The sequence below is a fragment of the Pseudoselenomonas caprae genome (genome assembly GCF_008271345.1).
In the GTDB taxonomy this organism is placed as follows: domain Bacteria; phylum Bacillota; class Negativicutes; order Selenomonadales; family Selenomonadaceae; genus Selenomonas_A; species Selenomonas_A caprae.
On record NZ_VTOZ01000038.1, the window covers coordinates 1 to 26,948 of the forward strand.

The following is a 26,948-nucleotide window of genomic DNA, read 5'->3' on the forward strand; positions in this document are numbered from 1 at the left end:
CTGTTTTATGGGGAAAGGGGCTTTGTACCCATTTTTCAGCGGTTATTCTCTAAAAAGTAAAAATAGGCATGAAAAAAGAAGGTGGACAAAATGCTTTTGCATTTTGTCACACCCTCTGTCTATGTCTTCTCCTGTGTCGCTATTATTTACCTTTTGCTGCCATAGAATTTGCGTTCTCGGTGGCCCCCATTATATTTGCTGCCATAGTAATTTTATGACCACCACCGATAGGGAGTTTCATTTGTGTTTCATCTACATTTGCTGCCATAGAATTTGTGTTACTGTCATGGCAACCAGGACGAGGACGAGGAAAAATTTTCCCACCAGATACCTTATCCATTTCCATATTATCCATCTTATTCATGAATTTCTTGTCCATTTTGTTTTCCTCCTCACATCTTAGCGTGTTGTTATCTTGCTTTCTGTTCTTTATATCCCCGAAGTAGGGAAAGTGTGTAGAAGAAAATAAATTTTTTCACCACGCCTAGCAATTAATTATGGCTCATCAGGCCAAAATCGGGGCACTCTTGAGCGTGGCCTTAGGTTCCTCAGATTCTTTTTTGCTCTCCTCGGCTTTTACCTCGGTGAACTCAGCATCCTCGATATCTTTCTTTGCGTCATTAGTGAGGTCTTTGATTTCAGCCATCATTTCCTTGGCCATCTTTTCCATGTCCTTCAGCTCTTCTTCCGTGTACTGTGTCTGAGACATTGCTTCCAGCTTATCCATGAGTTCCTTCTGACGTTTCTCACAGCTTACTTTGCGATTACGGCAGAACTCCTGGCCCTGATCAGTTACCCAATCAACACCATCAGCAACCTTACGCAAACCATCTGCTACATAATGGCCGCCGATAAAAAAGGCTTTCGTCTATGACAAGATACTGCAAATCCCAGCGTTCCTATTATTTCCATGCAAAAAGCCGCCCCGAAGGACGGCCATCCGTTAATAATGCCCTTTAGACTGGGCAATTTCTATGGTGTTTTCTTTTACGCGGTACACCAGCCTGTTTTCATCATCAATTCGCCGGCTGAACCATCCCTGCAGATTATGCTTAAGTGGTTCGGGCTTACCGATACCTTCCAGGACACCATCGCGCTCTACGCTCTTTATCAGAGCGTTTATCCGCTTTACAGTCTTCTTGTCTTCCAACTGCCAATCAAGATATTCCTGCCACGCACGGCCAGACCATTTTTTACACATCAATGAGCTCGTGCTCCTCTCCGCCACCCGCGTCCAGCTCTGCAATTGATTCAGCAAGATATGCCTGGTTCTTTTTGCTATAGAATGGGTCAGCGGTTACTAAGCACTCACAAAGTAAATACACGCTATTATATCTTGCTATACATCCGCACAGAAACGGCGGATCTCTTGCAAACGCTTATAAAGATGTTTGCCCGGACAAAGGGTGTCATTCAGATCACGATGCCCGACAATCACGCCTTTCTGCCTGGCATCCAAGTCATATTTCCGGCACAGCCAGCGGCAAAGTTCCTTGACAGCATCCATCTGCGCCTCTGTCGGCTTCCCGATTTCGAAATTTCCCGCCAAGCATATCCCCACAGATTTCTTGTTATAATGCGAAGCATGCGCCCCCACTGCCTCAGGGCGCCGCCCCTGCTCGATCATGCCATTCTTGCGGATCAGGTAATGGTAGCCGATTCCGGCCCATTTCCTTTCCTGCTGGTGGAATTTATGGATAGCCGCCGCCGTGGAATCCTTATCCTCATTCGGGAAGCCGGTATGATGAATCACCAAAAACTCCGTACCGGGGCGCTCTTCATATTCCGTAAACTGGAAAAAGCGCTTATAAATCATCGGTTCATAATAAGCCGCTTCTGCCAGTTTTTGCCCGCCTGCCATCTGCCCCAGCAATAACGCCGCACTATAATATAAAAACTCACGTCTGTTCATAAGCTATTCCCCCTATCCGGCGAAAAAATCGGCCTGGCATTTAACTTTTGTTTTTCTGACGCAATAACGAGGGAATCACCCCCAGAAAACAAAGCACGGAAAAGAACAAGAACGCCAGCGAGATATTGCGGCTAAGCGAGGCCACTGGCGAAAGCGGCGGCCAAGAAATGGCCAATAGCAGCGTGACCAGCGCCATGCTGAGTACCTGCCCGCCCAGGCGCATGGTGCTCAAAAGCGATGAGGCCATGTTGTAATACTTGCGCGGCAGGGAGCTCATAATGGCGTTGTTGTTCGGCGCCGCGAAGAAGGCAAAGCCGATGCCGATGATAAGGATGCTCGGAATGACAGGCCAAAGCAGCTGCATCTTGGTAATCGCCGCCAAGGCAATGAGCCCCACCGTGATGATGGACATGCCGAGGGAGCAGAGCACAGCTGCGGGCTTGCGGTCCGACAGCGAGCCCGCCAGCGGCGAGAGCACCATCATCAGCACCGGCTGGGCCAGCAGGATAAAACCTGTCGTCTTGGCGCTGATCGAGAGGATACTCTGCAAGTAGAGCGACAGTAGGAAGCTTATGGCAAAGGTCGCACTGTAGTTGAGCATGGCCGTAAGACACGAAAGTGTAAATTCGCGGTTTTCGGTAAACAGGCTGACCGATAGTTTTGGCATTTCCCGAGCCGGTGCAGCTGCGCCGGCCATATGCTTGAGCACTTTCAAGGCCACCACCAGGACGAGTCCTGCATAAAGCGCCATAAACCAGAACAGGCTGCGCCAGCCAAGACCATCGTTCATAAACCCACCAATAACGGGGCCGAAAGACAGCCCCGCGTAGACCACTGAAACCATCCAGCCCATGGCCTTGCCGCGGTTCTTCCCCGGGTAGGCATCAGCAAGGATCGATGTGCTCGTCGCAAAGATCATCGACGAGCCGATGCCCTGCAAGGCCCGGGCGCTAAGCAGCAGCGCAAAGGAATCAAACACGGCAGGCAGCAGGGAAAACAGCATGAACAGAAGATTCCCCATCTCAAAGACGCGCACCTTGCCCCAGCGGTCAGCAGCCCGACCCATGGGGAGCAGGAACAAGAACGACGTAATAAGATACGACTCAATCACCCAGCTCAGCGTATCGGCGCCCACTTGATATTCCTGCCCGATAGCTGGCAGCGACAAGATCAGCGCACTGCCGGAAAAGGGCGTCAAAAACGATGCCATCATGATGACGGCTAGTATCTTACGGCTATCCATACGCATGCAAATCTCCCATCAGGCCAATGATTCCAGTAGTATTCTGACATTTTCGGTGCTGTACTCAATCTGCTCCGACCAGCGGCGGATTGACTCGTCAAGTTGGCCAGTCAGCTGAGCAGCCAGATAGATGAAGTCCGTATTGAGCTGCGCATAGGAAAGCACCGCCCCCATACCATGCACGGGCACATGCTCGAGGGCGCGATACAGGATGTATTGATAGATGCGGTCAAAGACCTGCGGCACGCCAGCATCCGCAGCCAGCTGCATCTCCCGCAGCTGCGCCAGCTGGGCCGTCCACGCTGCATCTATGGGCTCGGTCTGCTGCAGGCAGTCCAGCACAAAGGCCGCATCCTCCCTGGTGAGACCCCGCTGGTAGCACAGGTCCTCTGCTGGCAGCTGCAGCCCCAGCTGCTGCAGCAAGCTAGATAGCGTGACCTTGGTGCCATCTTCGTCGTGAAAGGACAACGGCCCAGAGCCTGCCAGCAGCAGCTCGCAGCTTTTCTCGCAGCTAAGCCCGACACCAGCCAGTTCATAGGGGCCCACCGTCACGAAGAAGCGCGGATGATTGGTGCAGATGTCGCAGAGCACGGACTCGCCTGCCGTGCGGATCAGCTCGCAAAGGCCATCCTGGCGCAGGAAGGGGCAGCGGTCATCTGCGCGCAGGCGGAACTGCCAGGTGCCAGCGACCGCGATGATATTTTCGCGGATGGTATCGCCAAGAGCCCCTGGAAGTGTTTGGTACTTTCCCGCAGTCTTTTCATCAATATCGATCTCCCAGCCGGCACAGCAAGTATGCTGGCACTTGTCCGCCTTGCACTGAAAGTCCTTATAAAAGTCCGGATAAATCGTCACCAAGCTCAAACCGTTACCTCGCCTGCCAAAACCTTTTTGTAATCCTCATAGTTCTTGCGCAAAAGCTCCGGCGTATTGAGCTCATAGGGACATTTCGTCGTACACTTACGGCAGTTCAAACAGCCTTCGATCTTTTTCATCTCGGCCTGCATCTCCGGCGTCAGCCAGGCCTCCGACGGCGCGCGGCGCAGCATCAGCGACATGCGGGCACACTGGTTGATCATGATGCCCGCCGGACACGGCATGCAGTAGCCGCAGCCACGGCAGAACTCCCCGCTGAGCTCTTTCTGCTCGTTTTCGATATAGGCAGCAAGCTCCGCATCCATGGCCGGCGTTTCTTGCATATAGGAAAGCCACTCGCCTAGCTCCTGCTCCCGCTGGATGCCCCAGATGGGCAGGACATTGTCATACTGCGCGATATAGGCCATGGCTGCTGCGGAGCGGTTGATGAGCCCGCCCGCAAGCCCTTTCATCGCGATAAAGCCGACATTTCTTTCCCCGCAGAGCTTGACGAGCTTTATCTCCTGCTCCGAAGCCAGATAGCTGAACGGGAACTGCATCGTCTCGTACAGGCCCGACTCCACGCATTCAAATGCCACTTTGATCTTATGGGCGGTCACGCCGATATGGCGGATCTTGCCCTGACGTTTGGCCTCCAGCATCGCCTCATACATGCCCGAGCCATCGCCCGGGCGCCAGCACTGGTCCGCACAGTGGAACTGATAGACATCGATGCAGTCCGTCTGCAATAGCCTAAGCGACGTCTCCAGATCCTGCCAGAAGCCTTCGGGTGTCTTGGCATGGGTCTTCGTCGCGAGGAACACCTTGTCCCACATGCCATGGAACGCCTCGCCGAGCTTTTCCTCACTGTCACTGTAAGCACGCGCCGTATCGAAATAGCGCATGCCGCCCTCGTATGCTGCCCGCAAAAGCTCTACGGCCTCCGCCTTCGTCACACGCTGAATCGGCAAAGCACCAAAGCCATTCTGCGGCACTGTGATGCCCGTTGTCCCTAGCGTCACCTGTCTCATGCTCACTGCCTCCCTCATATATACACACAAAGCTTAGCTCTTACTATCAATTATACCAAGATTCCCTCTCAGCGCCCAAATATTTTTACAAATCTTATACTCATTATATTGTCTGAACTTTCAATTAATGGTATAATTATATGTGGTAGCCTTTCCTGCATCTGCACCGTGCAAAGGAGGGATCAATATGAGCGGCATCGGTGCAATCAACGGGTCATCCAGTATCTGGAGCCTGGCTGCGTCGGGAATCTCAGCTATCCGGGCAGCAGCAGCAATAACGGATTCATCACAGGAGGCTCCAACCAAACGCGACGTACCTGAGGAACGTGAAACTGTGGATAGTGCCACGATTACCAAGCGTATGTCTGATGGAGCTATGGTTGTTTTGACACTTCATGGCGATAATGTGGTAACTTCGCATACCTATTCGCGCACCGGCAAGAACTTGACGCTCGCTACGAACTACTCGCCAGGAGAGCAGCGCGAAATCCGCCACTATCAGAACAATATGGACAGCGTTTTAGCTGGCTCTTTTATCAATATCACCGCTTAACACAAGCATCAAGGATTCGATGAGGGGCAAATGCAGGAAAACTACACAAAGCCGCTAGCAGCAACATGCCAGCGGCTTTTTTGTATTTATCCCCTTTTTCCGTTATAATAGACCTATTGCATTTCAAAAAGAAAACGAGGTATCCCCATGAACGCAAAACTCCCCCAGGCCTATTTCAGCAAGCTGCTGCGCGCCATCGTCGAGTTCGATATGATCCAGGATGGCGACCACATCCTGCTCGGCATCTCCGGCGGCAAGGACAGCATCTTCCTCGCCTATGCCATGAAGATTCTCCAGCAGCGGCTGCACAAGGAATTTGCGCTTTCCGCGCTGACCATCAACCCGATGTTCAAAGACGAACAGGGCCAGCCTGCCTTTTTTGACATTGACCGTGCCCGTGCCTTCATGCAGGAGCTCGGCATCCCTTACGATGTCATCGACGTTGACATCGAAGGCGCCATGGCTGAGACCGACTACAAGAGCCCCTGCTTTACCTGTGCGTTCTTCCGCCGCGGGGCCATGAACCGCTACGCCAGCGAACACGGCATCCACAAGGTCGCCTATGCCCATCACAACGACGACGCCGTCGAGACCTTCTTCATGGGCATGCTCTACTCGGGGCAGCTCCATACCTTCACGCCGGTCACCTACCTTGACCGCACGGATGTCACCGTCATCCGCCCGCTCATCTACTTCCGCGAGCAGGAAATCATCGACGCCCAGGCGTTCCACGGCTTCGATCCGGTCAAGAACCCCTGTCCGCACGATGGCAATACGAGCCGCCAGACGATAAAGGAGCTCATCGCGCGCCTTGACCAGTCAATCCCCGACTGCTACAACCACCTGGCCGCAGCCATGCGGCAGGGCGCTCTCGGCCAGCTCTGGCCGGCGGCACAAAGCCGCAAGGAAATGCGCGAAACATACTACCGCTATATGGGCAACAACATCAAACAGAAATAACCTTTTTATCGCCGTCAGTGTCCCCAGACCTGCTCGGCGATTTCTTTTACCAGCGCAAGTTTTGCCCACTGCTCTTCCTCGGTCAGCTTGTTGCCGATCTCACAGGAAGCAAACCCGCACTGCGGGCTAAGATACAGGCGCTCCAATGGCACATACTTTGCCGCCTCATGGATGCGGGCAATCACAGCCTCCTTGTCCTCAAGCTGCGGCGTCTTCGTCGTAATCAGCCCGAGCACGACCTTCTTATCGGGCGATACCTTGGCCAGCGGCGCAAAACCGCCCGAGCGCTCGTCGTCATACTCGAGGTAGAGCGCATCGACATGCTCCTGCGCAAAGACGTAGTCAGCCACCGCATCATAAGGGCCGCTCGTAAAGTAGGTCGAATGATAATTGCCGCGGCAGATATGCGAATTGATGACCATATCCGCAGGTTTACCCGCAAGCGCCAGATTGTTCACCGTGAGCAGCTGGCGCTTGACTTCCTCCAGATCGAGCCCCAAGGCCTCATAGCGCTGCTTGGCCGCATCGCCGACGACTGCGCCCCAGGTGCAGTCATCAAACTGCAGATTTCGGCAGCCTGCTGCGTAAAACTCTGTGATGACCTCGCGATACGCAGCGGCGATATCGGCGATAAGCTCGTCATCAGTCGCATAGATTTTCCGCGTCGCCGCGATATTCTGCGGGATGATGAACTGCTGATACATCTGCGCCGGCGCCGGGATCGTATACTTGGCCACCGTCTGCTCATCCTCGAACTGCTTGAGGAAGCGGAAGTATTCGACAAACGGATGCGCCTTGGCCTTGATTTTGCCGACGAGCCACGTCTCATCCAGCGCAGCGACCTCCCCATTGAATTGCACACCGCCGCCTTCCTTGTGGGCAACGCCTTCAAAGCCCCACATGAAATCGAGATGCCAGTAAGCCCGGCGGAACTCGCCATCGGTTATCACATGGAACCCTGCGGCCTTCTGCTTGGCGACTACAGCGCGCACGGCCTCATCGGTCACAGCATCAAGCTCCGCCTGGCTGAGCTTTCCCTGCTTGAAAAGCTGGCGCGCCTCCTTCAGTTTCGCCGGGCGCAGGAAACTCCCTACAAAATCATAACGGCACGGTGTATAGATTGTCTTCATGAGCCATCATCCTTTCGGTATCTTTTTTGTTGCTGTTCTTATGATAAGGAGTTCCGGTCTTCCTGTAAAATACATAAAACATCACTTTGTTCATAGAAAAAATCTATGGCAGATGCTATAATAGCGCATAATACCATCATGCACAGGAGGCAAATCATGACACTCAAACAACTTCTCTACGCCGTGACGATCGCCGAGACCGGCAACATCACCGAGGCCGCCAAAAAACTATTCATCGCGCAGCCGAGCCTTACCGCTGCGATCCAGTCCCTCGAGCAGGAGTATGGCATCACGATTTTCTCGCGCTCCAACAAAGGCATCGAAGTAACCCCTGCCGGCGATGAACTCCTAGGCTACGCCCGCCAGGTCCTTGAGCAGGCCGACCTCATGCACGAACGCTATCTCGGCCAGTCGCCGCTCAAACAGCATTTCTGCGTCTCGTCGCAGCATTATTCATTTGCGGTCGAAGCCTTCGTCGAGCTCATACGCCGCTATGATGGCAGCAAATACGAATTCCACATGCGCGAGACGCAGACCTACGACATCATCGATGACGTCGCCCATCGCCGCAGCGAGACAGGCCTTCTCTACCTCAATACCTTCAACCGTTCCATCCTCCTCAAGACGCTAAAAGAAAACAATCTGGCCTTCACCCCGCTCTTTACCGCCAAGCCCCATGTCTTTATCAGCAAGCACAGTCCGCTCGCCCACAAAGCGCAGCTCACGCTTGCCGACCTTGCCCCCTATCCGCGCCTTTCCTATGAGCAGGGCAGCCACAACTCATTCTATTTCTCCGAAGAGATTCTAAGCACCGAAACCGTCGACAAGGAAATCGTCGTCTGCGACCGCGCCACCCTCTTCAACATGGTGATTGGCCTCAACGGCTATACCATCTGCAGCGGTGTCATCAGCGAAGAACTCAACGGCTCGAACATCATCGCCCGCCCGCTCGCTGTCGATGACTACATGGAAATCGGCTATATCCTGCCCAAAAGCACGCGGCCCTCGCGGCTGACGCAAACCTACCTCACCATCTTGAAAGATTTAATCGAAACATAATCGAAAAAGCATTGACCTATGTAGTCAGTAAGACTATACTATACATAGTCAAACAGACAATAAATTAAAAAGTCACACAGACTACAACAAAAGGTACGAACCCAGTCTGTCAGGAAATGAGGTGTTTTCATGGATCAGGAACAAACAGCGGCGGAGAAAGCCTTCCTCGACCAATATGACGTGTCAAAATACGAACGGCCTTCCGTCACAGCCGATGTCATCATCTTCACGATGGACGATGACAACGAGCTCAATATCCTTTTGATCAAGCGCGGCAATCATCCCTACAAGGATTATTGGGCCATCCCCGGAGGTTTTCTGGAAACCGGCAGGGAATCGATTGACGAAGCCGCAGCCCGCGAACTCTACGAGGAAACCGGCATAAAGGCCGACGATGGCATCGACCTGCGGCAGCTCATCACGGTCGGCACCCCCGACCGCGACCCGCGTACCCATGTGGTCAGCGTGGTCTACACCGCACTGGTGCCCAAAGGACTGCTCCAGCCCAAGGCCGGCGATGACGCCAAAGAAGCAAAACTATTCAAGATACGCAAGGGCTATGATGAAAACGGCGACCTTTCCATCTATTTCGTCGGCGATAAATGCTCGCTCACGATGAAGAACATCGCCTTCGATCATGAAGACCTGATCGTGACGGCGCTAAAGCGCCTGCGCGGGCGGCTGAACTATACCGACGATGCCTTCTCTCTGCTGCAGGACAAAGACCGCTTCGATATCTTAGAGCTGTTGCGCATCCATGAGGCCATCCTGTTCCAGAAGCTCGACAAGCCGAACTTCCGCCGCATGTTCATGCGCGACTACCTTGGCAAACACCGCGTCAAGGAACTTGGCCAATACGCCCAGGAAGGCAAACGCAAAACGACGCTGTACAAGTATTTACCCAGCAATCGTGATATTTGAAAGGACGGAAAGAAAATGAGCACGAAAAAGATTCTGATTGTCGTAGATATGCAGGTTGATTTCATCGATGGCGCCCTTGGCTCCAAGGAAGCTGCCACCATTGTTTCCCCTGTATGTCAAAAGATTGAAACGGCCAGACAGAATGGCGACATTCTCATCTTCACGCGTGATACGCATCACGAAGACTACCTGGACACCGAGGAGGGCAAGCACCTGCCTGTCCCCCACTGCCTCAAGGACTCAGCTGGCTGGCAGATTGACAAGCGCTTGCCCATAGCCGAAGGCGATACCATCATCGATAAACCGACGTTTGGCTCGCTTGCCTTTGGCAACCTGCTGCAGCAGAAATATTCTTCCACCGTCGAGTCCATCGAGTTCATCGGTCTCTGCACCGATATCTGCGTACTCTCCAACGCCGTCATCGCCAAAGCGGCACTGCCGGACGTCCCCATCGTTGTCGATGCAGCCTGCTGCGCAGGTGTCACGCCAGAGTCCCACGATACAGCCCTTGCAGCCATGAAAACCATCCAGGTGAACGTCCTTCACCAGGGACAGGAGCCTTGGCGGAAATAAACCGAAAATAATCTCTATATGATTGAGGAGGAAATAGCCATGAAGTTCAACCAGATTATCCATTCCCTACTGGAAACAGACCTCTACAAGTTCAGCATGGGGCAAGCCATCTTCCATCAAGCCAGCGAATACGAAACCACCTGGACGTTCAAATGCCGCAATAAGGACGTGCAGTTCACGCCGGCAATGGTCGCAGAAATCAGGGAACAGATAAAGGCCTACTGCACCTTGCACTTTACCGAAGAAGAACTCAGCTATCTTGCTGGCATCAAATGGCTAAAGAAATCCTATATCAATCACCTGCGCCTCTGGCGACCAAACTTCGCGGACTTCACCATCGAAGCTGGCGGTGCCTGCGGCCTTATCATCGAGACCAATGGCACACTGCTTGACACGTCCATGTATGAGATCCCGACGCTGGCCATCGTGAACGAAGTCTACTACCGCTTCCGCCCCGACTACGAAGCTCTGGTCGCCGATGCCAAAGAACGCACGCGTACAAAAGCCGATAAACTGCGGGCCGGGACATACTGGCTGCCCGTCTTTTCCGAGTTTGGCCTGCGCCGCCGGCTCTGTGCCGAGGTACAGGAATATGCCATCGAACAATTCGCCGGCCTTGACCGCAGCGATGTACTGCGCTCCTACTTTGTCGGCACTTCCAACGTCTATCTGGCGAAAAAATACGGCGTGAAGCCTGTGGGCACGATGGCCCATGAATGGATCATGTGCATGGGCCAGGGCAACCATCTCTACAATCCCGCCTACTCCAACAAAGTCGCCCTCGAAGCCTGGGTAAAGGAATACGGTGTCGACAACGGCATTGCGCTAACGGACACCATCACCACCGACTGCTTTCTGCGCGACTTCGATAAGACCTTGGCCACCTTGTTCAGCGGCGTCCGCCACGACTCCGGCGACCCCTTTACCTGGGGCGACAAGCTCATTGACCACTACACGCGGCTCGGCATCGATCCCGCCACCAAGACCCTGCTGTTCTCCGATTCGCTCGACTTTGCCAAAGCCGATAAGATTGCCCGCTATTTCCAGGGCAAGGCCAAGATCGCCTTTGGCATCGGCACCTATATTTCCAACGACACCTACGCCGAGCCATTGAACATCGTCATGAAAGTGACCAAATGCAACGGCCAGGACGTGGCCAAGATATCCGACACGCCGGGCAAAGGCATGTGCAAGAACCAGGAATACGTCGACTATCTGCAGCGGGCCATCGACTGGCGGCTAAGGCACAACGACTGAGGGAGGCAGCTATCATGAAACAGGCATATCCAAGATTCCAGGCAGCGAAAGACAAACAGAAAATCGTCATCTTTCTCCAGGACTGGTTCAGCAAGAACGGCCCCGAGGCCCAGGCAGTAGTCGGCATCTCAGGCGGCAAAGACTCCTCCGTGGCCGCCGCCCTCTGCGTGGAGGCACTGGGCAAAGACCGCGTCATCGGTGTCCTGATGCCCAACGGCATCCAGGCAGACCTTGATGATGCCCTGAGCCTCGTCAAACACCTCGCCATCCGTTACCGCATCGTAAATATCGGCACGCCCTATAAAGAAATGCTAAAAGCCCTGCAATACACCGAAGCCGTAACCCACAACAACTTCTACTTCTCCGTCACCGATGCCCTGCAGCAGAATCTCCCGCCACGGCTCCGCATGGCAACGCTCTACGCCATCGCCCAGGGCATCCCAGGCGGCGGGCGCGTCATCAACACCTGCAACCGCTCCGAAGACTATGTCGGCTACAGCACCAAATACGGCGACAGTGCCGGCGACGTCGCGCCGCTGGCCGCCTACACGGTCGATGAAGTGCTGGCCATCGGGCAGGAACTCGCTCTCCCCGCCCACCTTCTCCACAAAGCCCCTGCCGATGGTCTCTGCGGCAAGACCGACGAAGACAACCTTGGCTTTACCTACGCCGTACTCGACCGCTACATCAAGACCGGCAGCTGCGAAGACGAAACCATCAAAAAAAAGATCGACCATCTCCACGCCTGCAACCAACATAAACTAGCGCCCATGCCCATGGTGGCAAGATAACAAAGGGTAAGAAAAAACCACGCAACAGTTGTCAGAAAACTTCTGTTGCGTGGCTTTTTTCTGCGGCAAACGCTTTGTTATTCGTAGGTATTCAAATTCTTATCGGCATAGATTTTCGTGCCTTTGATGGAGGCATCCAGCGAAAGCCCTTTCTTGGTCATCTGATATACCCAGATTCCCTTGGCCGCAATCGAGGCACCCTCTACGGCTCCGCCAGCCTGCCCGTCACTTGCCGAAGCATCGGCCGCACTGGCAAACTTGATATCGCCTGCGATAAAGGACTGCCAGGCCTGCTCCGTACCGATGACGAAAATCAGGTCGTACTCTTTGACCCCCAGGCCAAGGCCCAGCCCCAGCTCCTTCATGCGCATGTATTTTTTCTCGCCGGTCTTATTATTCACGGCGAGCCCGCGGCCATGAGCATCGCCGAAAAGCCCGAGCTTCATGCCCGTATTGCTAAGCGTAGCGTATGCGTAGCAATCCCGGATGACCGCCCTTGACGAAGGGACTTTGGCATACAGGTTTTCGAGCGCCTTGGCCGACAACGCTTCGATCTCTGTCCGTTCTTTCTGGATCTTAGCCGGATTGGCCGCTAAAGCCGTGGCCGGCAGCAGGCACAACATCAGCACGGCCAGCAGCCATAGTGCCGTTCTCTTCTGCAAGGTTTGTCTCACACTTTCACGCTCCTTATCGCTTCAAAAGGCCTTATTCTTCTTGAATCTGGCTGTAATCCAAACCACCAGGCAATACATGACGGGAATCAGGAAGATTCCCAGTATGGTAGCAAAGATCATGCCGCCTACTACCGCCGTTCCCATGCTGTTCCTGGCCGCAGCACCGGCGGCCCTCTGCCCATCAATCGGATTGATAGATGGTACGGCTCAAGAGATCCGCACAGGATACACAGCCGTCGGGGCAGTAGCTGCCGGTATCCATCAGCACCAGTCTGCCATGATTCAGCCATTGCGGCTTGGCCGCATAGCCTAAATACTGTACCGGCGTATGTCCTAATACGATAACCGTTTCGCCTTGATGCAATTCCGGATGATTCGCCAAAGACCTTCCCCATAGCAGCACATTCTGATCCTGTTTAGAAAGCGGCAGCCCTGGATCACAATCTGCATGCATGAACCAATACGTCTTACCGGCTGCCGATAGTTCCGTACACAGCGGCAGCCGCTCAACCCATTCAATCCAAGCACGGGTCAACGCTTCCCCGCGCCCAGATTCCTTGATTTTGTCACACGTAACCCGCCCGCCATTGTCCAGCCACATCTGCCTTGGGGATGAAAGCCACTCCCAAAAGCCCTTTTTCTCTGCCGGCATAGCATAATGGGCATCCCGAAACATCTGCTCATGATTTCCACGTAAGAAAATCATCCCCTTGGTGTCCTGGTGCGCCAGGATAAAATCCATCAACGGCACAGGCTTATCGCCGCGGTCAAGATAATCGCCCAAAAAGACCATAAGATCCCTTTCGGGATTGAATCTTACTTTCGCAAACAGGGACTGGAATTTGTCCCATTGCCCATGAATATCGCCAACGACCAATAACCGTTCTATTTTCATTGCCTTTCATCTCCCAGCCATCACGCCGACTTCGCTATCCTGTCTATTACCTATATTATAGCCCCAGCAACACCCCCTGGCTATAGCTGGATTGACATGTCAAATCCGCACCCCAGGCAGGAAAAATGCCGCCGGCAAAAGAACTACATAGGAAAGAAAGAAACAAACAACAGCAAGGAGGAAACACGATGTCAGTACTACAAGATATCCTGGCGGTCAATGCCTCATTCTGCGCCGCCCCACCGATGGACTATACGCAGGAAGACCATCAGCAAAGCAAACTGCCCCAGAAACAGGTAGCCATCATTACCTGCATGGATACCCGGCTGGTCAATTTCCTCGAACCAGCTTTGGGCCTGGCCCGCGGGGATGCCAAGGTAATCAAGACAGCAGGAAACTCCGTAACGGGCGTTTTCGACGGCACCATCCGCAGCCTCATGGTCTGCATCTATGAGCTCGGCGTCAAAGAAATCCTCGTCATCGGCCACCACGAATGCGGCATGTCCAAGACCACCTCGCAAAGCCTCACCAAGGCCATGCTGTCACGCGGCGTTCCTAAAGAAGCCATCCACATGATTGCCAAGGAACTAAAAGAATGGGCCGACGAATTCCAGCATCCCGAACAGAACGTCATCGACACCGTCGAAGCCATCCGCTTGAATCCCTTGATCCCTGCCGACGTACCTGTACATGGGCTGATTTTCCATCCGCGAACGGGAAAACTGGATGTCATCATAGAAGGCTATGATTATGCAAAAAAATAAGAACGGTTAAAAAAAGGCTGTCCCCAATTCTCGTATACTTGCAAAACAAGAACGCAAAAATAAAAGAGTACGATTTTTGCGCAAAATAATGATTCGTTACATCAAACTCTTTTCCATATGGATATGGGGGCAATTTTCATCAAGATATTCTTCGCCCGATGCGGTATACCCCATTGCCTCATAGAAGGGTTTGACCCGAACTTGTGCCGAAAGTTCGAGAGTGCAGATGTTTTGCTGGCAAAGCCACTGCTCTGCTTTTTGCAGGATAAGGTTCCCATACCCTTTGCCGCGGAACTGCTTGCGGACTGCCAGCCTGCCCATAACATAGGTATTGTCACTTTCCGAGGGAAACAGGCGGCAGCAGCCAGCAATCTGTCCATCCACATACAAGAGTAAATGATGAGCTATACTGTCAATATCGTCAAACTCATCATGAAAACCTTGCTCGTCAACAAAAACCTCCTGACGAATAGTCATCGCATCGGCGGGAAGTCCCTGCGTAATGATCGTTTCAGTCATAATAGAATACCCTCCTAAAACAAAAGGTCCAAGCACTGACTTTCAGCCACATGGCTGAACCTGCGTCAACGCTTGGACACCTTTTTCCCTCCATCCGGTGACGGAGGCAGTGTTCATTGATTCAAACAAGCGTATTCTACCATCGGAGCGCGTTGCTGTCAATGGTTGCCCCAGCCCCTTCGGGCCGGCATGAACTTCTTGTGTCTTCCTTTATCCCACCTGTTCGTGCGCCGAACGTTCCCGCAGGATCTCCTTGAGATATTTCTGAACGTGTACCAGGAGCTCACTGCCATGTGCCAGCATCTTGATGCAGAGGTTATTGCCAGCGAAGCGTGTCACGCCCGCCTGGCAGTCGTTGTCCTGCAGTATCCCCGCCAAGGCATCGCGTATGTCTGCCTCTGGCACCGGAAAGCCGATCAAAAGGAACGTCCCTAGATGCGAGTAGCCTTCGTATTGGGTGAATCCTGCCACGTCACCATGTTCTTTATTTGCCGGTTCCAGGGACATATTCTCGAAGTAGATCAGCTCTTCGCCTTTCATGATGCGGACGCGAGATCGGAACAAGCGGTATTGGAACCTCTCCTGGCGTGCCACCCGTCCACATGCCAGGATGTCCGAGTAAAACAAGCGGCTGGACTCATCCTGCAGCTGGATAGACATGGCACTGGAAAAGGCGGAACCTGCAAACGGCAGGATCGGCTGCGGGGTGAAGTACAGCACCGCCCTCCTGCCCACAGTGATTTCTCCCGTCCGCACAGCTTCTCCCTGCTCCATGCGATGGATCTTCTCATAAGCCTGCGACAGGATCTCCACACAAGTATCGTCCTCCACCGCAATGGCAAAAGACTGGCAGTCGCCAGCCATCATCCCCGCTGATACCTTGACCACCATGACCTGCAGGAAGTCCCCCTCATGGAACGGCCGTAAGATCTTATACGGTGCGGTGAAAAATTGCCGCACGATTTTTTTTTGCCGGATTGCCAGTACAAGTTCTGACTTCCTGCCAAAGGAATTTGCAATCATCTCCATAGCATTCCGTCACATCGCCCTGGAAGGCAGTGGCGCTCCCGCATCCTCCAACAAGACATGGAAGCGGATCCAGGCAATGACTTCATCGAGGCCCTTTTCCTGCATGAGATTCGTGAAGAGAAACGGCCTGTCGCCACGCATCTTCCTGGCATCGCGGTCCATCACGCCAAGGTCTGCGCCCACATGAGGCGCCAAGTCGATCTTGTTTATGATAAGCAGGTCTGACCGTGAGATTCCCGGGCCGCCTTTCCGGGGAATCTTGTCCCCAGCAGAGACATCTATGACAAAAATGGTCGCATCCGCGAGCTCCGGACTGAACGTGGCCGATAGATTGTCACCACCGCTCTCAATGAACACGATATCCGTGCCCGGATGCTGCTCCGTCAGGGTCTCCACCGCTTCCAGATTCATCGAGGCATCTTCGCGAATCGCTGTATGCGGGCAGCCGCCTGTCTCCACCCCCATGATCCGCTTACTTTCCAAGGAAGAGTTCTTGACCAGGAACTCTGCATCCTCCCGCGTATAGATATCGTTCGTCACCACGCAGATGCTGTACTGCTCATGCAACCTGCGGATCAATTTCTCAATGAGCGCCGTCTTGCCTGAGCCGACAGTCCCCGCTACTCCGATTTTTACGTACGACATAGAAACCTTCCTTTCATGACATATACAAACGCGAATACAGTGTCTCATGCTGCATGGAACGGATATCCAGTCCCGGAAACGCCAAGCAGAAATCTTCCTCCCCTGCCCCCATCGCTCGGTCGATCAGCTGCGAGTATTCATGCCGATAATCGGCCAACAGGCAAGCGCCATCCGTTTGCGATAAGGGGATGAGCTTGACACAAGTATTGATCATCGCCGATAGCTGCGCGTAGAGATAATGCAACATCGCCTGCCGCTTGGGCAGATGCAGCGCTGCCGTCAAGGCACCATAGCAGACAGGATGCGCGCAATTCTTCTTCCTGGCTTCGACGTAGGCGAAGAAGCGTTTATCCACCGGCAACTGGATTTTCCTGACATTTGCCGCTAACCGGCGGCCCAGCTTCTCCATTGCTTCACGCGATTCCCGCGGGACTCTGGCTGCCCGCAGCACCTGCTCAATCTCCTGCAGCTTCGGGACAGCATTCTCCTGCTCCATCGCCTCATAGGCAAAGCGGACGGCAAGCAGTTCATTGGTGAGGAAACTCCCCCCCAGATAGGCCTGCAGCCACAGCTTGGCCGTTTCCCGGTCATGCACACTGTTATCCTGCACATAGGTCTCCAGCCCATAGGAGTGGGTATAGGCACCGATGGGAAACAGCGCATCATTCAGCTCCAGCAGCAGGAATAATGCGTTGTCATCCATGAAGCACCCCCGGATGGCTGTGATGGTGCGCCCCCTTGACCAGGCGCATCCGCTTCTCCTCTTCCAGACGGATCATGGCCTTTTCATAGGGAATGCCAAGCTCGTGCAGCAGCAACTCCATAGATTCATCGTATAATACCGCAAAGGTATCGGCATCCTCCCACGAATACAGCGGCGCATGACGGTTGCCCACCTCATAGCAAAAACGTGCCAGCTCCATCGCGTCCCTCGGCTTTACCCGCAACGATGCCTCTGGCAGGATCTCTATCGCGATGACATAGGTCTCATCCCGATAAAGGATATCGCCATGGTGAAGTCCTCGCTTCTGTGCCTCTTCCGTCAGCCGGATGGCAACATCGACGCCGCCATTCGTTTTCCCCCGCAGGATCCGCTTCTGTGCCTGCAGATAATCCAGCGGCAGGCAGTCCACGGTCTGTCCCGGCTGCAGGGCAGCCTCCTGCAGGTTTCCTCTGATATTTGTAACAATCATATGATTCCCTCCTGTTATGCGCCAGCCTCAGACACGGAGTGCCCGGCTAAAAAAGATGATACAGTTGCGTCAAAGGCAGTTTCTCTGCTGGTTTGCTTGTGATTTTCGTTCCATCCACGCGAACCTCATAGGTCTCAGGATTGACCGTGATATGGGGTGTCTTATCGTTGAAGATCATATCCCGTTTCCCGATGTCCCGGCAATGGGAGACGGGGCAGACCTGCTTCCCAAGTCCCAGCTTTTCCTTGATACCTGCTTCATAGGCAGCCTGAGAAACAAAGGTGATGCACGTATCCATGCGGGCCCCAGCCGCAGCACCAAACATCGGCCGATAGAAAACGGGCTCCGGTGTGGGAATGGACGCATTTGGGTCCCCCATCCTGGCGGCGGCAAGGAAACCGCCCTTCAGGATGAGCTCCGGACGGACGCCAAAGAATGCCGGCTTCCACAGGACAAGGTCAGCCAGCTTGCCCATTTCGATCGAGCCGACTTCGGCCGCGATCCCATGGGTGATGGCGGGATTCAGCGTATACTTCGCCAGATACCGCAAGATCCGGAAATTATCGTTATCCCCGCGTTCTTCGGGCAGCCGCCCCCGCTCTTTTTTCATCTTGTCAGCCGTCTGCCAGGTCCGCACGATGACCTCTCCCACCCGGCCCATGGCCTGGGAATCTGAGCTCATCATCGAAAAGATCCCCATATCGTGGAGAACATCCTCCGCTGCGATGGTTTCAGGCCGTATCCTGGAATCTGCGAACGCCACATCCTCTGCGATGCGGTTGTCCAGATGATGGCAGACCATCAGCATGTCTAGATGCTCATCCAGCGTATTGCTGGTGAACGGCATAGTCGGATTGGTCGATGAAGGCAGGATATTGTCACAGCCGGCCGCCCGGATGATATCCGGAGCATGCCCGCCGCCAGCCCCTTCCGTATGATAGGTATGGATGGTACGCCCGCCAATCGCAGCCAGCGTATCTTCTACACAGCCAGCTTCATTCAAGGTATCCGTATGGATTGCCGTCTGCACATCATAGGCATCGGATACCGTCAGGCATGCGTCGATGACCGCAGGGGTCGCCCCCCAGTCCTCGTGAATCTTCAGCCCCATTGCGCCAGCCAGGATTTGTTCGATCAGCGGTGCCTGCGTCGAGCAGTTTCCCTTTCCGAGGAAGCCCATATTCATCGGATAGGCATCCGCCGCCCGCAGCATCTCCCGCATGTTCCAGGGCCCAGGGGTACAAGTCGTGGCATTCGTACCATCCGCCGGCCCCGTACCGCCGCCGATCATCGTGGTGATACCGCTGTACAGTGCCATATCGATCTGCTGCGGGCTAATGAAATGGATATGGGTATCGATCCCTCCGGCGGTCACAATAAGGCCTTCGGCTGCCAACGCCTCGGTCGAAGCCCCGATGACCATCCCCGGGGTGACGCCATCCATGATCTGGGGATTCCCGGCCTTGCCGATGCCCACAATCCGGCCATCCTTGATGCCGATATCCCCTTTGACCACGCCCTGCACCACATCGACGATGATGGCATTGGTGATGACAAGGTCCAGAGCCCCCTCCTCGCTGGTGACGGCGGTGGACTGGCCCATGCCATCGCGGATGGTCTTGCCGCCACCAAATTTGACCTCATCGCCATAGCTGGTATAGTCCTTCTCAATTTCCAGGATGAGGTCTGTATCTGCCAGACGGACTTTGTCCCCTGTTGTCGGCCCATACATAAGTGCATACTTTTCCCGGCTGATCTTATGGCTCACAGGTATCGCCTTCCTTTCCCCACTCTCCCTGCATCTGCACCAGATAGACGGTCTTCGCCTCACCTGGCTCGAAGCGTACCGACGTCCCCGAAGGGATATCCAGATGCATCCCGCGGGCTGTCTCACGCATGAAATCCAGGCAGGGATTCACATCGGCAAAATGGAAATGGGAGCCCACCTGCACGGGACGGTCTCCCAGGTTCGTCACCTGCAGCGCCACAGCTGTGCGGCCCTCATTCAAAAGGATTTCTCCCGCTTTTATAAACATTTCTCCCGGTATCATCGAACGCCTCCTACTGAATCGGATCATGTACGGTCACAAGTTTCGTGCCATCGGGAAAGGTGGCCTCTATCTGCACTGACTCTACCATCTGCGGTACGCCTTCCATCACGTCCGCCGCCGCTAAGAGCTGCCGTCCCTCTGACATCAGCTCCGCAACAGTACGGCCGTCACGGATCATCTCCATCAGCTGCATGCTGATATACGCTACCGCCTCCGGATAATTGAGTTTCAAGCCTCGTGCCTTCCGCTGGCTTGCCAGTTCACCTGCATAATGCAGCATGAGTTTTTCCATATCGTTAGGTGCCAACCTCAAGGTACCATCTCCTCCTTACGATGCCATCATATAATGCTGGATTTCCTCTTTCCGCACCTCCGCCGACGCGGCATGGAAGACAATCCTGCCCTTGTCCATCACATAGCATTCATCCGCTAAGTCCAGGGCGAAATCGAGATACTGCTCCACCAGCAGGATAGACAGCCCTGTCTTTTCGTTAATCGTGCGGATAGCATGGCCAATCTCCTGGATAACAGAGGGCTGGATGCCCTCCGTAGGCTCATCCAACAGCATCAGTTTCGGACTGGCGATGAGCGCCCGGGCAATGGCAAGCTGCTGCTGCTGGCCGCCGGACAGATCGCCCCCCTTCCGCGCGAGAAACTGCTCGACGATGGGAAACAGCTGATACAGGAAAGCAGGGTCCTTCTTCACTCCACCACAGACCTCAAGCCCCAGGCGCAGATTTTCCGCCACCGTCATCTGCGGGAAGATATCACGTCCCTGCGGCACATAGCCGATTCCCATCCGCGCCCGTTCATACGGTGCCTTCCTCTGGATCTCCTCCCGCTGGAGCAGCATGCTGCCGGATTGCTTTTCCATCAGCCCCATAATGCTTTTCAAGGTCGTGGATTTCCCCACGCCGTTGCGGCCCACCAAGGCAACGATCTTGCCATCGGGAATGGAAAGGTCTACATCATGGAGCACCTCACTTTCCCCGTAATACGCATGAAGCCCTTTGATCTCAAGCATCTTCATCCCTCCCGCGGCCTAGATAGACCTCTTTTACACGCTCGTCCTGCAGGACTTCCTCGGAAGTCCCCTCGGTCAGGACAGCTCCCTCATGCATGACCGTCACACAGTCCGCAATGCTATGGACAAAATCCATATCGTGCTCTACCACTGCCACGGAACAGCGGTCTTTGATGTCCTCGAGAATCCTAGCTGTCTTCTCCGTCTCTGCCTGCCCCATGCCAGCCACAGGCTCATCCAGCAGCAGGAGCCGCGGCTCCTCCACCAGAAGCATGGCGATCTCCAGCCATTGCTTCTCACCATGGGACAGGTTCTTAGCTGTTTCCTTGCTCTTCTTGTCCAGTCCTACCAGATGCAGGACCTCAAAGATCTTCCGCGTGTCCAGATAGCGCTTGCGCATCATCAACGAGCCGAAGACACTCTTATCGTGGTTGATTGCAATCCGCATATTGTCATATACGCTGAGATTCACAAAGGTAGACGGCACCTGGAACTTCCGGCATATGCCTTTCTTGACAATCTCAAACTCCTTCAGCTTCAGGATATTCCCGACGCCCGCATAGTCCACTTCGCCGGCCGATGGTTTCGTCTTGCCACAGATCACATCCAGCAGCGTCGTCTTGCCGGCGCCATTAGGCCCGATGAAGAAATGGATCTCATGCGGCGCTACCGACGTCGTGACATCGTCGATTGCTTTGAATCCGTCAAACTCCACCGATATATGCTTCAACAGCAGCAAGTCTTCTTTCTTCTCCAGCCTGCTCATGACAGGATCCCCCTTCCTTTCCTGGCCCGGCCTTTGCTCCCCGCAAGGCCCCAGGCCGGCAGATATGCGCCCGCTTTCTGGCAGGCAGCCTCAGCAACGCCCACCAAGCCTCTGGGCATGAACAATACCACCAGCACAAACAGCATACCGATCAGATAAAGCCACATATCAGGCACCGTCTCGCTGATGCCAGTCTTCATGACACTGACCAGCAGCGCACCGATGACTGCGCCGATCAAGGAACCTCTGCCGCCGACAGCTACCCAAATGACCATCTCCACCGAAAAGGCGATATCGAGCTCCTTGGGGGAAATCATTCCGGAAAACAATACATAGACCGCACCGGCCACACCTGTCATGGCCGCAGAGACACAATAGATGAACGTCTTATAAAGACTGGAATCATAGCCGGAAAAATACGTGCGGTTCTCCCCGTCACGGATAGCAATGAGGATCTTGCCGATTCCCCGGCTCATCAGCCAGGTCGAAAACACATACATAAGCATCAAGATAGCAACTGCTGCGTAATAGATATATACCAGATGCATGGGCTCCAACAGCGAAAAACCAAGCAGTGACGTAAAGCCCGTGATACCATTGCTGCCGCCGGTATACTCCTGCATCCCGACAAAGATTGTCACAAAGGCCCAGGCCAGCGCCTGCGATAAGATTGAGAAGTATACCCCCTTGATGCGATTCTTGAAGGTCGAAAAGCCTACCAGAAAAGCTGCCAGCAAAGGAACCACCACAATCGCTGCCAGGGTGACTGGCGCTGTCTCAAAGATCCGCCAGAACGCCGGAAGTCCGGTAAGCCCGCCAGTGACCATGAATTCCGGTAGACTGCCATCACAGGCCACAATCTTCAGATGCATAGCCATGGCATAAGCACCCAGCCCGAAAAAGACACCATGCCCGAGGCTAAGAATGCCCGTATACCCCCAAATCAAGTCAATCCCTAAGGCCACCATCGCATAACATAAGAATTTCCCCAGCAAGGTCAGCCGGAACAGCGACAGAAAAAACGGCATGGCCAAGAGGACCGCCAGCAGTGCGAGAAACACGAGGTTCTTCCTATCCCTGAACCAATACATAATGCCCATAAAGAAGACCTCCTCCCTCAATCATCCAAAGCCCGGCTGCGCAAAGCAAACAGCCCCTGCGGATTCTTCTGCAAGAACAGGATCACCAGGAATAAGACTGCAGCTTTGGCAATCGATGCGGTACTCATGAACTCAAACATCGTACTCGAGCAGCCGATGATCAACGCCCCCGAAATGCAGCCGATCAGCTTGCCGACGCCGCCCAGAACAACCACCATAAACGTATCCACGATGTAATTCTGTCCCAGCGTCGGCCCAATGGACCCCAGCAGCGTCAAGGCCGAGCCAGCAACACCAGCCAACCCGCTCCCCAATGCGAACGTCAGGCAGTCAATCCGGCTGGAATGGATGCCCAGGCACTGCGCCATAGCACGGTTCTGGATGCAGGCCCGCATCTTCCGCCCGAACCCCGTATGATACAGGAAAAACCAGACCATTACGAGGGACGACAAGACAATCCCCAGGATAAACAGCCGCTTGAAGGACATCGACACCCCCAGGAGCGTCATACTGCCATTCAAGAATGACGGTGCCACCACATTGACATTCGGTGCACCAAATATGCTGCGGGCCATCTGCTGGAGGATTAGGCTGATTCCCCAGGTCGCCAGCAGGCTATCCGTCGGACGGCCATATAAACGCCGGATCACCACCACCTCCAAGGCCATGCCGAAAGCAGCTGTAATCAGAAAAGACAACAGCAAAGACACAAAGAAATATCCATCTCCCATAACCGGCAGCAGCATATTCTGCACCACATAGGTCGTATACGCGCCTACCATGATGAATTCGCCATGCGCCATATTGATGATTCCCATCAAGCCAAACGTGATGGAAAGTCCCAATGCCGCCAATAACAAAATGGAAGATAAGCTCAATCCGTTGAATACGATTGTACAAATATCCATCAAGAATCCTCTCCTCCAAAAAATACCAGGCACCCGATGATAAAACCATCGAGGTGACTGGTATCGCCAACAGCAATCTGAGCAAATGTTATTGTGCCCCTGCACTCAGCCCCTTTGCCCAGTCATATGTTTTCAAGAACGGATCTGGTTTGATGAGATCTGTCGCAAACACCTCATCAATCATTCCATTCGCGTTGATTTTTCCGATACGGACATATTTATAAAGATGCTGGTTGTCACCATCGATCTTCACCGTACCCTCCGGCGCATCGAAGCTGATACCGCCAGCAGCCGCACGGACCTTATCCACCTCAAAGCTTCCAGCTTTCTCTACCGCAGCCTTCCAGAGATATACGGCATCATAAGCAGCCTCAATCGGATCATCCGTCACCCGGTCGGCACCATATGCCTTTTTATAGGCAGCAACGAATTTGTCATTCGCCGGCATCTTTGTTGTCTGGTAATAATCCCAGGAAACGAGATTCCCTTCGATATTCTGTGCACCGATGCCCTTGATCTCTTCCTCGGCAATCGAGAACGACATCACCGGGCAGTCAGCTGCCGTGATGCCAGCATCTTTCAGCTGCTTGAAGAAGGCAACATTCGAATCGCCATTGAGTGTATTGACGATAACATCCGGCTTGGCCGCCTTGATCTTGCTGATGATCGTAGCATAGTCCGTATGCCCCATCGGCGTATACTCCTCGCCTGCGACTTCACCGCCGGCAGCTGCCAGCTGCGCTTTGATAATCCTGTTGGCAGTCTGCGGGAAAACATAATCGCTGCCTACCAGGAACATCTTTTTCTTGCCGTTCTTCAACAGGTACTCCACCGCGGGAACGATCTGCTGATTCGGAGCAGCGCCCATATACATGATATTCTTGGACTGTTCCATCCCCTCGTACTGCGTCGGATACCAAAGCAGGCCATTCGCACCTTCCACAACAGGTTTGACCGCTTTACGCGAAGCACTTGTCCAGCATCCAAAGATCGTGGCAACTTTATCATTCATCAAAAGTTTCTTGGCTTTTTCCGAAAAGATCTGTGGATCCGAAGCACCATCTTCCTCAACGATTTCTATCTTCTTCCCTAAGACACCACCCTGCGCATTGATTTCCTCAATGGCAAGCTTCTCGGCGTCACGAACGGAAGTCTCACTGATAGCCATCGTTCCACTCAAGGAATGAAGCAATCCAACCTTAACCGTATCACCAGAAGCAGCCCCAGAGCCCCCGCCGACAGCGCTGTCCGCACCACAGCCAGTAAAAATCAGCCCAGAAGCCAGCAATGATACGCCTAACAGTTTCTTCCATGCACCTAGATACATACGCATTCACTTTCCTTTCTCCTCCAACCAGTAACCAAGCAGGCCATTCAGAAAAAAAAGGCTCATGGCCTGCGTCTCTGCGCAGCCATGAGCCACTTTGCTCTCTGAATATGTCATCATTGTATTCGTTTTTCCCTCCATTGTCAATACAGTTTTAAATGTATACAAAAGACATCAGATTACACTTTTAACGAATAATCATCAGAACTACCCCACAAACGAAAACACCGTCCCAATTGCAGCCAGCCTGACAAGTCAAGCTTTGACTTGTCAAACATAAAAAGCGGGCGGCTGACTTGTCAAATTTGACTTGTCAGCCGCCCGCTTTCAAGGGATTGGGATTATGGGAATGGCAGTAACTTTGGCTAATGCCGCTGGAGTTCCTTGATGAGCTCCCCGATCTTGTCCGTCAGATTATCCATCGACCGTTGGAATCGGGTCAAGAGGTAAAACGTCACCACAATCGGGAACCCAACGGCAGAAATAGCCGTGAGAATAGTCTGCTCCATGGCTCCATCTGCCATCAAGCTGTAATCTCCGCCTCATCCACCGTGCGGATGAGCGCCTTCTTCAAGGAGGCCAGCTCCATACCGTTGATAAGGAAGAACTTCGTCTCCCGCACCTTCGTTACAAAGGCATCTACCTCCGCTTTCGTGACATCTTCACGCGGCTCCGAAATCACCATCTCCGACGTCTTGCCATCGGTACGGTTGAAAATAAGGATCAACGTCTTCTTCATGATGCAAAACCTCCCTTACGCTCAGCCCACAGCAACCAGCGACGCGCTGTCCACACGGACAACCGCATGGATGGTACGCTCCTGAAGTCTCCCCAGGAGCGCTGCCACCTCGTACATATCCCCATCCGAGACTTCCGGATTCACATGCGGGAACGTCACCATTGCATAGACGTCCTTCCCCGTGACCGTCTGCCCCTTGATGAATTTGAGCTTCAGCGTACAGGTCAAATCCTCTTTCTTAGCATCCATGATATAACCTCCTTTACAACGCAACAGAGCCGCGCGGTCGTCACTCCGCGCGGCTCTATTGCGGAATGACAACCAAATATATCAAGCGCTTTGCGCCAGATACCAGATAAGTGAAGGTACCACTGCTATCGTTTTTTTGTTTCTATGGTCAGTTTACCGAGTTGACATGTCAAAGGCAAGAATCTTCTGGATATTTTTTTCTGTTCTCTAGGAAAACCCTGAGCAGGAATTCTCCCTTCAACTCAATCGATTTCAATACTGGCAAAAACATACTCTTTGCCCTGCTGCAGTTCTTCTTTTTCTTCTTCCAGTCCAAGTTCTGTAAAAAAATTACAAAAACTCATTATATCCACCGCGGCTGGCAAAAGCACCCCAATCGACCTGCCGCTTATCCCGCAGCCATTTATCTATGTATTAGAGCCATCGCGGCTCCAGCAGGCACAAGGAAGGACAGCCCCCTTGCGGGCCTGATATATCTGCAGAAAGACCCGAAACCTTTCCAGCATACCTGCCCGCAAACCAAACCGGACAAAAAACTATACACAAATTACGCACAGGAAATCCACAGATTTATCCACAAGCAAAACCATCGCTTCCGAAACTTTTTGACATGTCAAAGGGATGAAAACGATCCGCAGCTGCTCACAGAAAAGCAATACAAAAAGGCACCACGGAAAACTCCATGGTGCCTTTGCTGACAAGGGATTATGCGATTTACGCTTTTTCAGGAACGGAAAAAGCAAATTAGCCCGATCAACTACCCGCTTTGCGTTTTGCCTA

36 protein-coding genes and 1 pseudogene are annotated in these 26,948 nt (G+C 53.5%); 8 read left to right on the forward strand and 29 right to left on the reverse strand.

All coding sequences use genetic code 11. The annotated features are described in order from the left end of the window. Positions 1–142: 142 nt before the first annotated feature. The 7 genes from FZ041_RS13310 to FZ041_RS13340 all read right to left on the reverse strand — a co-directional run bounded on the left by FZ041_RS13310 (position 143) and on the right by FZ041_RS13340 (position 5,041). Positions 143–379: a hypothetical protein gene (locus FZ041_RS13310; RefSeq protein WP_149189911.1), complete on the reverse strand. Its 237-nt coding sequence runs from the start codon at positions 377–379 to the stop codon at positions 143–145. A gap of 126 nt (positions 380–505) precedes the next feature. Then, positions 506–826, reverse strand: coding sequence for a hypothetical protein (locus FZ041_RS13315; protein ID WP_149189912.1), 321 nt, complete (start codon positions 824–826; stop codon positions 506–508). Between the two features lie 117 nt (positions 827–943). Then, positions 944–1,201: a Txe/YoeB family addiction module toxin gene (locus FZ041_RS13320; protein WP_149189913.1), complete on the reverse strand. Its 258-nt coding sequence runs from the start codon at positions 1,199–1,201 to the stop codon at positions 944–946. 138 nt (positions 1,202–1,339) lie between these two features. Further along, positions 1,340–1,912, reverse strand: coding sequence for a peptidoglycan recognition protein family protein (locus FZ041_RS13325; protein WP_149189914.1), 573 nt, complete (start codon positions 1,910–1,912; stop codon positions 1,340–1,342). 40 nt (positions 1,913–1,952) lie between these two features. Beyond that, positions 1,953–3,161: an MFS transporter gene (locus FZ041_RS13330; protein WP_255449425.1), complete on the reverse strand. Its 1,209-nt coding sequence runs from the start codon at positions 3,159–3,161 to the stop codon at positions 1,953–1,955. Between the two features lie 12 nt (positions 3,162–3,173). After that, complete coding sequence (gene fliB / locus FZ041_RS13335) at positions 3,174–4,010, reverse strand: flagellin lysine-N-methylase (protein ID WP_255449432.1); 837 nt, start codon at positions 4,008–4,010, stop codon at positions 3,174–3,176. A 5-nt stretch (positions 4,011–4,015) separates the two neighbouring features. Further along, a complete protein-coding gene (locus FZ041_RS13340; protein ID WP_149189916.1) occupies positions 4,016–5,041 on the reverse strand; it encodes an aldo/keto reductase in 1,026 nt (341 codons plus the stop codon). A 187-nt stretch (positions 5,042–5,228) separates the two neighbouring features. Between FZ041_RS13340 and FZ041_RS13345 the strand changes: the two genes are divergently transcribed. Together FZ041_RS13345 and FZ041_RS13350 are read left to right on the forward strand one after the other, a co-directional pair. Next, complete coding sequence (locus FZ041_RS13345) at positions 5,229–5,594, forward strand: hypothetical protein (protein WP_149189917.1); 366 nt, start codon at positions 5,229–5,231, stop codon at positions 5,592–5,594. Positions 5,595–5,741: 147 nt separating this feature from the next. Next, a complete protein-coding gene (locus FZ041_RS13350) occupies positions 5,742–6,554 on the forward strand; it encodes a tRNA 2-thiocytidine biosynthesis TtcA family protein (protein WP_149189918.1) in 813 nt (270 codons plus the stop codon). A gap of 14 nt (positions 6,555–6,568) precedes the next feature. On the opposite strand, the gene FZ041_RS13355 is transcribed toward FZ041_RS13350, so the two are convergent. Beyond that, positions 6,569–7,684 carry a 5-methyltetrahydropteroyltriglutamate--homocysteine S-methyltransferase gene (locus FZ041_RS13355; RefSeq protein WP_149189919.1) on the reverse strand — a complete coding sequence of 372 codons (1,116 nt, stop codon included), beginning with the start codon at positions 7,682–7,684 and terminating at the stop codon, positions 6,569–6,571. Between the two features lie 156 nt (positions 7,685–7,840). Here FZ041_RS13355 and FZ041_RS13360 point away from each other — a divergent pair, with 156 nt between their 5' ends. The 5 genes from FZ041_RS13360 (at position 7,841) to nadE (ending at position 12,285) form a co-directional block, all read left to right on the forward strand. After that, entirely contained in the window at positions 7,841–8,743 is a 903-nt protein-coding gene (locus FZ041_RS13360) for a LysR family transcriptional regulator (RefSeq protein WP_149189920.1), read from the forward strand. 129 nt (positions 8,744–8,872) lie between these two features. Continuing rightward, positions 8,873–9,664 carry an NUDIX domain-containing protein gene (locus FZ041_RS13365; protein ID WP_075428144.1) on the forward strand — a complete coding sequence of 264 codons (792 nt, stop codon included), beginning with the start codon at positions 8,873–8,875 and terminating at the stop codon, positions 9,662–9,664. A gap of 15 nt (positions 9,665–9,679) precedes the next feature. Further along, positions 9,680–10,237, forward strand: coding sequence for a cysteine hydrolase family protein (locus FZ041_RS13370; protein WP_149189921.1), 558 nt, complete (start codon positions 9,680–9,682; stop codon positions 10,235–10,237). A gap of 39 nt (positions 10,238–10,276) precedes the next feature. Further along, entirely contained in the window at positions 10,277–11,494 is a 1,218-nt protein-coding gene (gene pncB / locus FZ041_RS13375) for a nicotinate phosphoribosyltransferase (protein ID WP_149189922.1), read from the forward strand. 14 nt (positions 11,495–11,508) lie between these two features. Further along, a complete protein-coding gene (gene nadE, locus FZ041_RS13380; RefSeq protein WP_149189923.1) occupies positions 11,509–12,285 on the forward strand; it encodes an NAD(+) synthase in 777 nt (258 codons plus the stop codon). Between the two features lie 77 nt (positions 12,286–12,362). Here the strand turns inward: nadE and FZ041_RS13385 are convergent, their stop codons facing one another. From FZ041_RS13385 to FZ041_RS13395, 3 genes and pseudogenes are all read right to left on the reverse strand, one after another. Then, positions 12,363–12,959, reverse strand: coding sequence for a YSC84-related protein (locus tag FZ041_RS13385; protein ID WP_255449426.1), 597 nt, complete (start codon positions 12,957–12,959; stop codon positions 12,363–12,365). Between the two features lie 21 nt (positions 12,960–12,980). Then, a pseudogene (locus FZ041_RS13390) lies at positions 12,981–13,130 on the reverse strand (efflux RND transporter permease subunit); the annotation flags it as partial. A gap of 10 nt (positions 13,131–13,140) precedes the next feature. Further along, positions 13,141–13,854, reverse strand: coding sequence for a metallophosphoesterase family protein (locus FZ041_RS13395; protein ID WP_149189924.1), 714 nt, complete (start codon positions 13,852–13,854; stop codon positions 13,141–13,143). Positions 13,855–14,042: 188 nt separating this feature from the next. Between FZ041_RS13395 and FZ041_RS13400 the strand changes: the two genes are divergently transcribed. Next, positions 14,043–14,618: a beta-class carbonic anhydrase gene (locus FZ041_RS13400; RefSeq protein ID WP_075443354.1), complete on the forward strand. Its 576-nt coding sequence runs from the start codon at positions 14,043–14,045 to the stop codon at positions 14,616–14,618. A 96-nt stretch (positions 14,619–14,714) separates the two neighbouring features. Here the strand turns inward: FZ041_RS13400 and FZ041_RS13405 are convergent, their stop codons facing one another. The 18 genes from FZ041_RS13405 to FZ041_RS14610 form a co-directional block, all read right to left on the reverse strand. Next, entirely contained in the window at positions 14,715–15,137 is a 423-nt protein-coding gene (locus FZ041_RS13405; protein WP_149189925.1) for a GNAT family N-acetyltransferase, read from the reverse strand. Positions 15,138–15,347: 210 nt separating this feature from the next. Further along, positions 15,348–16,166, reverse strand: coding sequence for an urease accessory protein UreD (locus FZ041_RS13410; protein ID WP_255449428.1), 819 nt, complete (start codon positions 16,164–16,166; stop codon positions 15,348–15,350). A gap of 9 nt (positions 16,167–16,175) precedes the next feature. Next, positions 16,176–16,811, reverse strand: coding sequence for an urease accessory protein UreG (gene ureG, locus FZ041_RS13415; RefSeq protein ID WP_149189926.1), 636 nt, complete (start codon positions 16,809–16,811; stop codon positions 16,176–16,178). Between the two features lie 13 nt (positions 16,812–16,824). Continuing rightward, a complete protein-coding gene (locus FZ041_RS13420; protein ID WP_149189927.1) occupies positions 16,825–17,514 on the reverse strand; it encodes an urease accessory protein UreF in 690 nt (229 codons plus the stop codon). Then, positions 17,507–18,004, reverse strand: coding sequence for an urease accessory protein UreE (locus FZ041_RS13425; protein WP_149189928.1), 498 nt, complete (start codon positions 18,002–18,004; stop codon positions 17,507–17,509). The genes FZ041_RS13420 and FZ041_RS13425 overlap by 8 nt, the downstream gene beginning before the upstream one ends. A gap of 46 nt (positions 18,005–18,050) precedes the next feature. After that, positions 18,051–19,772: an urease subunit beta gene (gene ureB / locus FZ041_RS13430; RefSeq protein ID WP_149189929.1), complete on the reverse strand. Its 1,722-nt coding sequence runs from the start codon at positions 19,770–19,772 to the stop codon at positions 18,051–18,053. Continuing rightward, complete coding sequence (gene ureB / locus FZ041_RS13435) at positions 19,762–20,055, reverse strand: urease subunit beta (RefSeq protein WP_149189930.1); 294 nt, start codon at positions 20,053–20,055, stop codon at positions 19,762–19,764. The genes ureB (FZ041_RS13430) and ureB (FZ041_RS13435) overlap by 11 nt, the downstream gene beginning before the upstream one ends. Before the next feature lie 10 nt (positions 20,056–20,065). Next, entirely contained in the window at positions 20,066–20,368 is a 303-nt protein-coding gene (gene ureA, locus FZ041_RS13440) for an urease subunit gamma (RefSeq protein ID WP_149189931.1), read from the reverse strand. 15 nt (positions 20,369–20,383) lie between these two features. Beyond that, positions 20,384–21,079, reverse strand: a complete 696-nt coding sequence (gene urtE / locus FZ041_RS13445) for an urea ABC transporter ATP-binding subunit UrtE (RefSeq protein ID WP_187626386.1) — start codon at positions 21,077–21,079, stop codon at positions 20,384–20,386. Continuing rightward, a complete protein-coding gene (urtD, locus tag FZ041_RS13450) occupies positions 21,072–21,845 on the reverse strand; it encodes an urea ABC transporter ATP-binding protein UrtD (RefSeq protein WP_149189933.1) in 774 nt (257 codons plus the stop codon). Before urtD ends, urtE begins: the two co-directional genes overlap by 8 nt. Further along, positions 21,842–22,945: an urea ABC transporter permease subunit UrtC gene (gene urtC / locus FZ041_RS13455; protein ID WP_149189934.1), complete on the reverse strand. Its 1,104-nt coding sequence runs from the start codon at positions 22,943–22,945 to the stop codon at positions 21,842–21,844. Before urtC ends, urtD begins: the two co-directional genes overlap by 4 nt. Positions 22,946–22,962: 17 nt before the next feature. Next, positions 22,963–23,853 carry an urea ABC transporter permease subunit UrtB gene (gene urtB / locus FZ041_RS13460; RefSeq protein WP_149189935.1) on the reverse strand — a complete coding sequence of 297 codons (891 nt, stop codon included), beginning with the start codon at positions 23,851–23,853 and terminating at the stop codon, positions 22,963–22,965. An 88-nt stretch (positions 23,854–23,941) separates the two neighbouring features. Continuing rightward, complete coding sequence (urtA, locus tag FZ041_RS13465) at positions 23,942–25,186, reverse strand: urea ABC transporter substrate-binding protein (protein ID WP_149189936.1); 1,245 nt, start codon at positions 25,184–25,186, stop codon at positions 23,942–23,944. A gap of 359 nt (positions 25,187–25,545) precedes the next feature. Beyond that, positions 25,546–25,704, reverse strand: a complete 159-nt coding sequence (locus FZ041_RS13470; RefSeq protein WP_255449436.1) for a YvrJ family protein — start codon at positions 25,702–25,704, stop codon at positions 25,546–25,548. After that, a complete protein-coding gene (locus FZ041_RS13475) occupies positions 25,704–25,919 on the reverse strand; it encodes a DUF2922 domain-containing protein (protein ID WP_075443356.1) in 216 nt (71 codons plus the stop codon). Before FZ041_RS13475 ends, FZ041_RS13470 begins: the two co-directional genes overlap by 1 nt. Positions 25,920–25,940: 21 nt before the next feature. Next, on the reverse strand, positions 25,941–26,168 hold the full coding sequence (locus tag FZ041_RS13480; protein ID WP_075443358.1) for a DUF1659 domain-containing protein: 228 nt from the start codon (positions 26,166–26,168) through the stop codon (positions 25,941–25,943). A gap of 242 nt (positions 26,169–26,410) precedes the next feature. Beyond that, a complete protein-coding gene (locus FZ041_RS14880) occupies positions 26,411–26,539 on the reverse strand; it encodes a hypothetical protein (RefSeq protein WP_255449430.1) in 129 nt (42 codons plus the stop codon). Positions 26,540–26,704: 165 nt separating this feature from the next. Continuing rightward, the coding region (locus FZ041_RS14610; RefSeq protein ID WP_222931172.1) for a hypothetical protein at positions 26,705–26,948 on the reverse strand (244 nt) is incomplete at its 5' end.

Excerpts from the sequence above, each read along its gene's own strand:
- FZ041_RS13310 (WP_149189911.1), bottom strand. The coding sequence starts at position 379 with ATGGACAAGAAATTCATGAATAAGATGGATAATATGGAAATGGATAAG.
- FZ041_RS13320 (WP_149189913.1), bottom strand. The coding sequence starts at position 1,201 with ATGTGTAAAAAATGGTCTGGCCGTGCGTGGCAGGAATATCTTGATTGG.
- FZ041_RS13325 (WP_149189914.1), bottom strand. The coding sequence starts at position 1,912 with ATGAACAGACGTGAGTTTTTATATTATAGTGCGGCGTTATTGCTGGGG.
- FZ041_RS13330 (WP_255449425.1), bottom strand. The coding sequence starts at position 3,161 with ATGCGTATGGATAGCCGTAAGATACTAGCCGTCATCATGATGGCATCG.
- FZ041_RS13340 (WP_149189916.1), bottom strand. The coding sequence starts at position 5,041 with ATGAGACAGGTGACGCTAGGGACAACGGGCATCACAGTGCCGCAGAAT.
- FZ041_RS13345 (WP_149189917.1), top strand. The coding sequence starts at position 5,229 with ATGAGCGGCATCGGTGCAATCAACGGGTCATCCAGTATCTGGAGCCTG.
- FZ041_RS13350 (WP_149189918.1), top strand. The coding sequence starts at position 5,742 with ATGAACGCAAAACTCCCCCAGGCCTATTTCAGCAAGCTGCTGCGCGCC.
- FZ041_RS13355 (WP_149189919.1), bottom strand. The coding sequence starts at position 7,684 with ATGAAGACAATCTATACACCGTGCCGTTATGATTTTGTAGGGAGTTTC.
- FZ041_RS13360 (WP_149189920.1), top strand. The coding sequence starts at position 7,841 with ATGACACTCAAACAACTTCTCTACGCCGTGACGATCGCCGAGACCGGC.
- FZ041_RS13365 (WP_075428144.1), top strand. The coding sequence starts at position 8,873 with ATGGATCAGGAACAAACAGCGGCGGAGAAAGCCTTCCTCGACCAATAT.
- FZ041_RS13370 (WP_149189921.1), top strand. The coding sequence starts at position 9,680 with ATGAGCACGAAAAAGATTCTGATTGTCGTAGATATGCAGGTTGATTTC.
- pncB (WP_149189922.1), top strand. The coding sequence starts at position 10,277 with ATGAAGTTCAACCAGATTATCCATTCCCTACTGGAAACAGACCTCTAC.
- nadE (WP_149189923.1), top strand. The coding sequence starts at position 11,509 with ATGAAACAGGCATATCCAAGATTCCAGGCAGCGAAAGACAAACAGAAA.
- FZ041_RS13395 (WP_149189924.1), bottom strand. The coding sequence starts at position 13,854 with ATGAAAATAGAACGGTTATTGGTCGTTGGCGATATTCATGGGCAATGG.
- FZ041_RS13400 (WP_075443354.1), top strand. The coding sequence starts at position 14,043 with ATGTCAGTACTACAAGATATCCTGGCGGTCAATGCCTCATTCTGCGCC.
- FZ041_RS13405 (WP_149189925.1), bottom strand. The coding sequence starts at position 15,137 with ATGACTGAAACGATCATTACGCAGGGACTTCCCGCCGATGCGATGACT.
- FZ041_RS13410 (WP_255449428.1), bottom strand. The coding sequence starts at position 16,166 with ATGGAGATGATTGCAAATTCCTTTGGCAGGAAGTCAGAACTTGTACTG.
- ureG (WP_149189926.1), bottom strand. The coding sequence starts at position 16,811 with ATGTCGTACGTAAAAATCGGAGTAGCGGGGACTGTCGGCTCAGGCAAG.
- FZ041_RS13420 (WP_149189927.1), bottom strand. The coding sequence starts at position 17,514 with ATGGATGACAACGCATTATTCCTGCTGCTGGAGCTGAATGATGCGCTG.
- FZ041_RS13425 (WP_149189928.1), bottom strand. The coding sequence starts at position 18,004 with ATGATTGTTACAAATATCAGAGGAAACCTGCAGGAGGCTGCCCTGCAG.
- ureB (WP_149189930.1), bottom strand. The coding sequence starts at position 20,055 with ATGATACCGGGAGAAATGTTTATAAAAGCGGGAGAAATCCTTTTGAAT.
- urtE (WP_187626386.1), bottom strand. The coding sequence starts at position 21,079 with ATGCTTGAGATCAAAGGGCTTCATGCGTATTACGGGGAAAGTGAGGTG.
- urtD (WP_149189933.1), bottom strand. The coding sequence starts at position 21,845 with ATGAGCAGGCTGGAGAAGAAAGAAGACTTGCTGCTGTTGAAGCATATA.
- urtC (WP_149189934.1), bottom strand. The coding sequence starts at position 22,945 with ATGGGCATTATGTATTGGTTCAGGGATAGGAAGAACCTCGTGTTTCTC.
- urtB (WP_149189935.1), bottom strand. The coding sequence starts at position 23,853 with ATGGATATTTGTACAATCGTATTCAACGGATTGAGCTTATCTTCCATT.
- urtA (WP_149189936.1), bottom strand. The coding sequence starts at position 25,186 with ATGCGTATGTATCTAGGTGCATGGAAGAAACTGTTAGGCGTATCATTG.
- FZ041_RS13470 (WP_255449436.1), bottom strand. The coding sequence starts at position 25,704 with ATGGCAGATGGAGCCATGGAGCAGACTATTCTCACGGCTATTTCTGCC.
- FZ041_RS13475 (WP_075443356.1), bottom strand. The coding sequence starts at position 25,919 with ATGAAGAAGACGTTGATCCTTATTTTCAACCGTACCGATGGCAAGACG.
- FZ041_RS13480 (WP_075443358.1), bottom strand. The coding sequence starts at position 26,168 with ATGGATGCTAAGAAAGAGGATTTGACCTGTACGCTGAAGCTCAAATTC.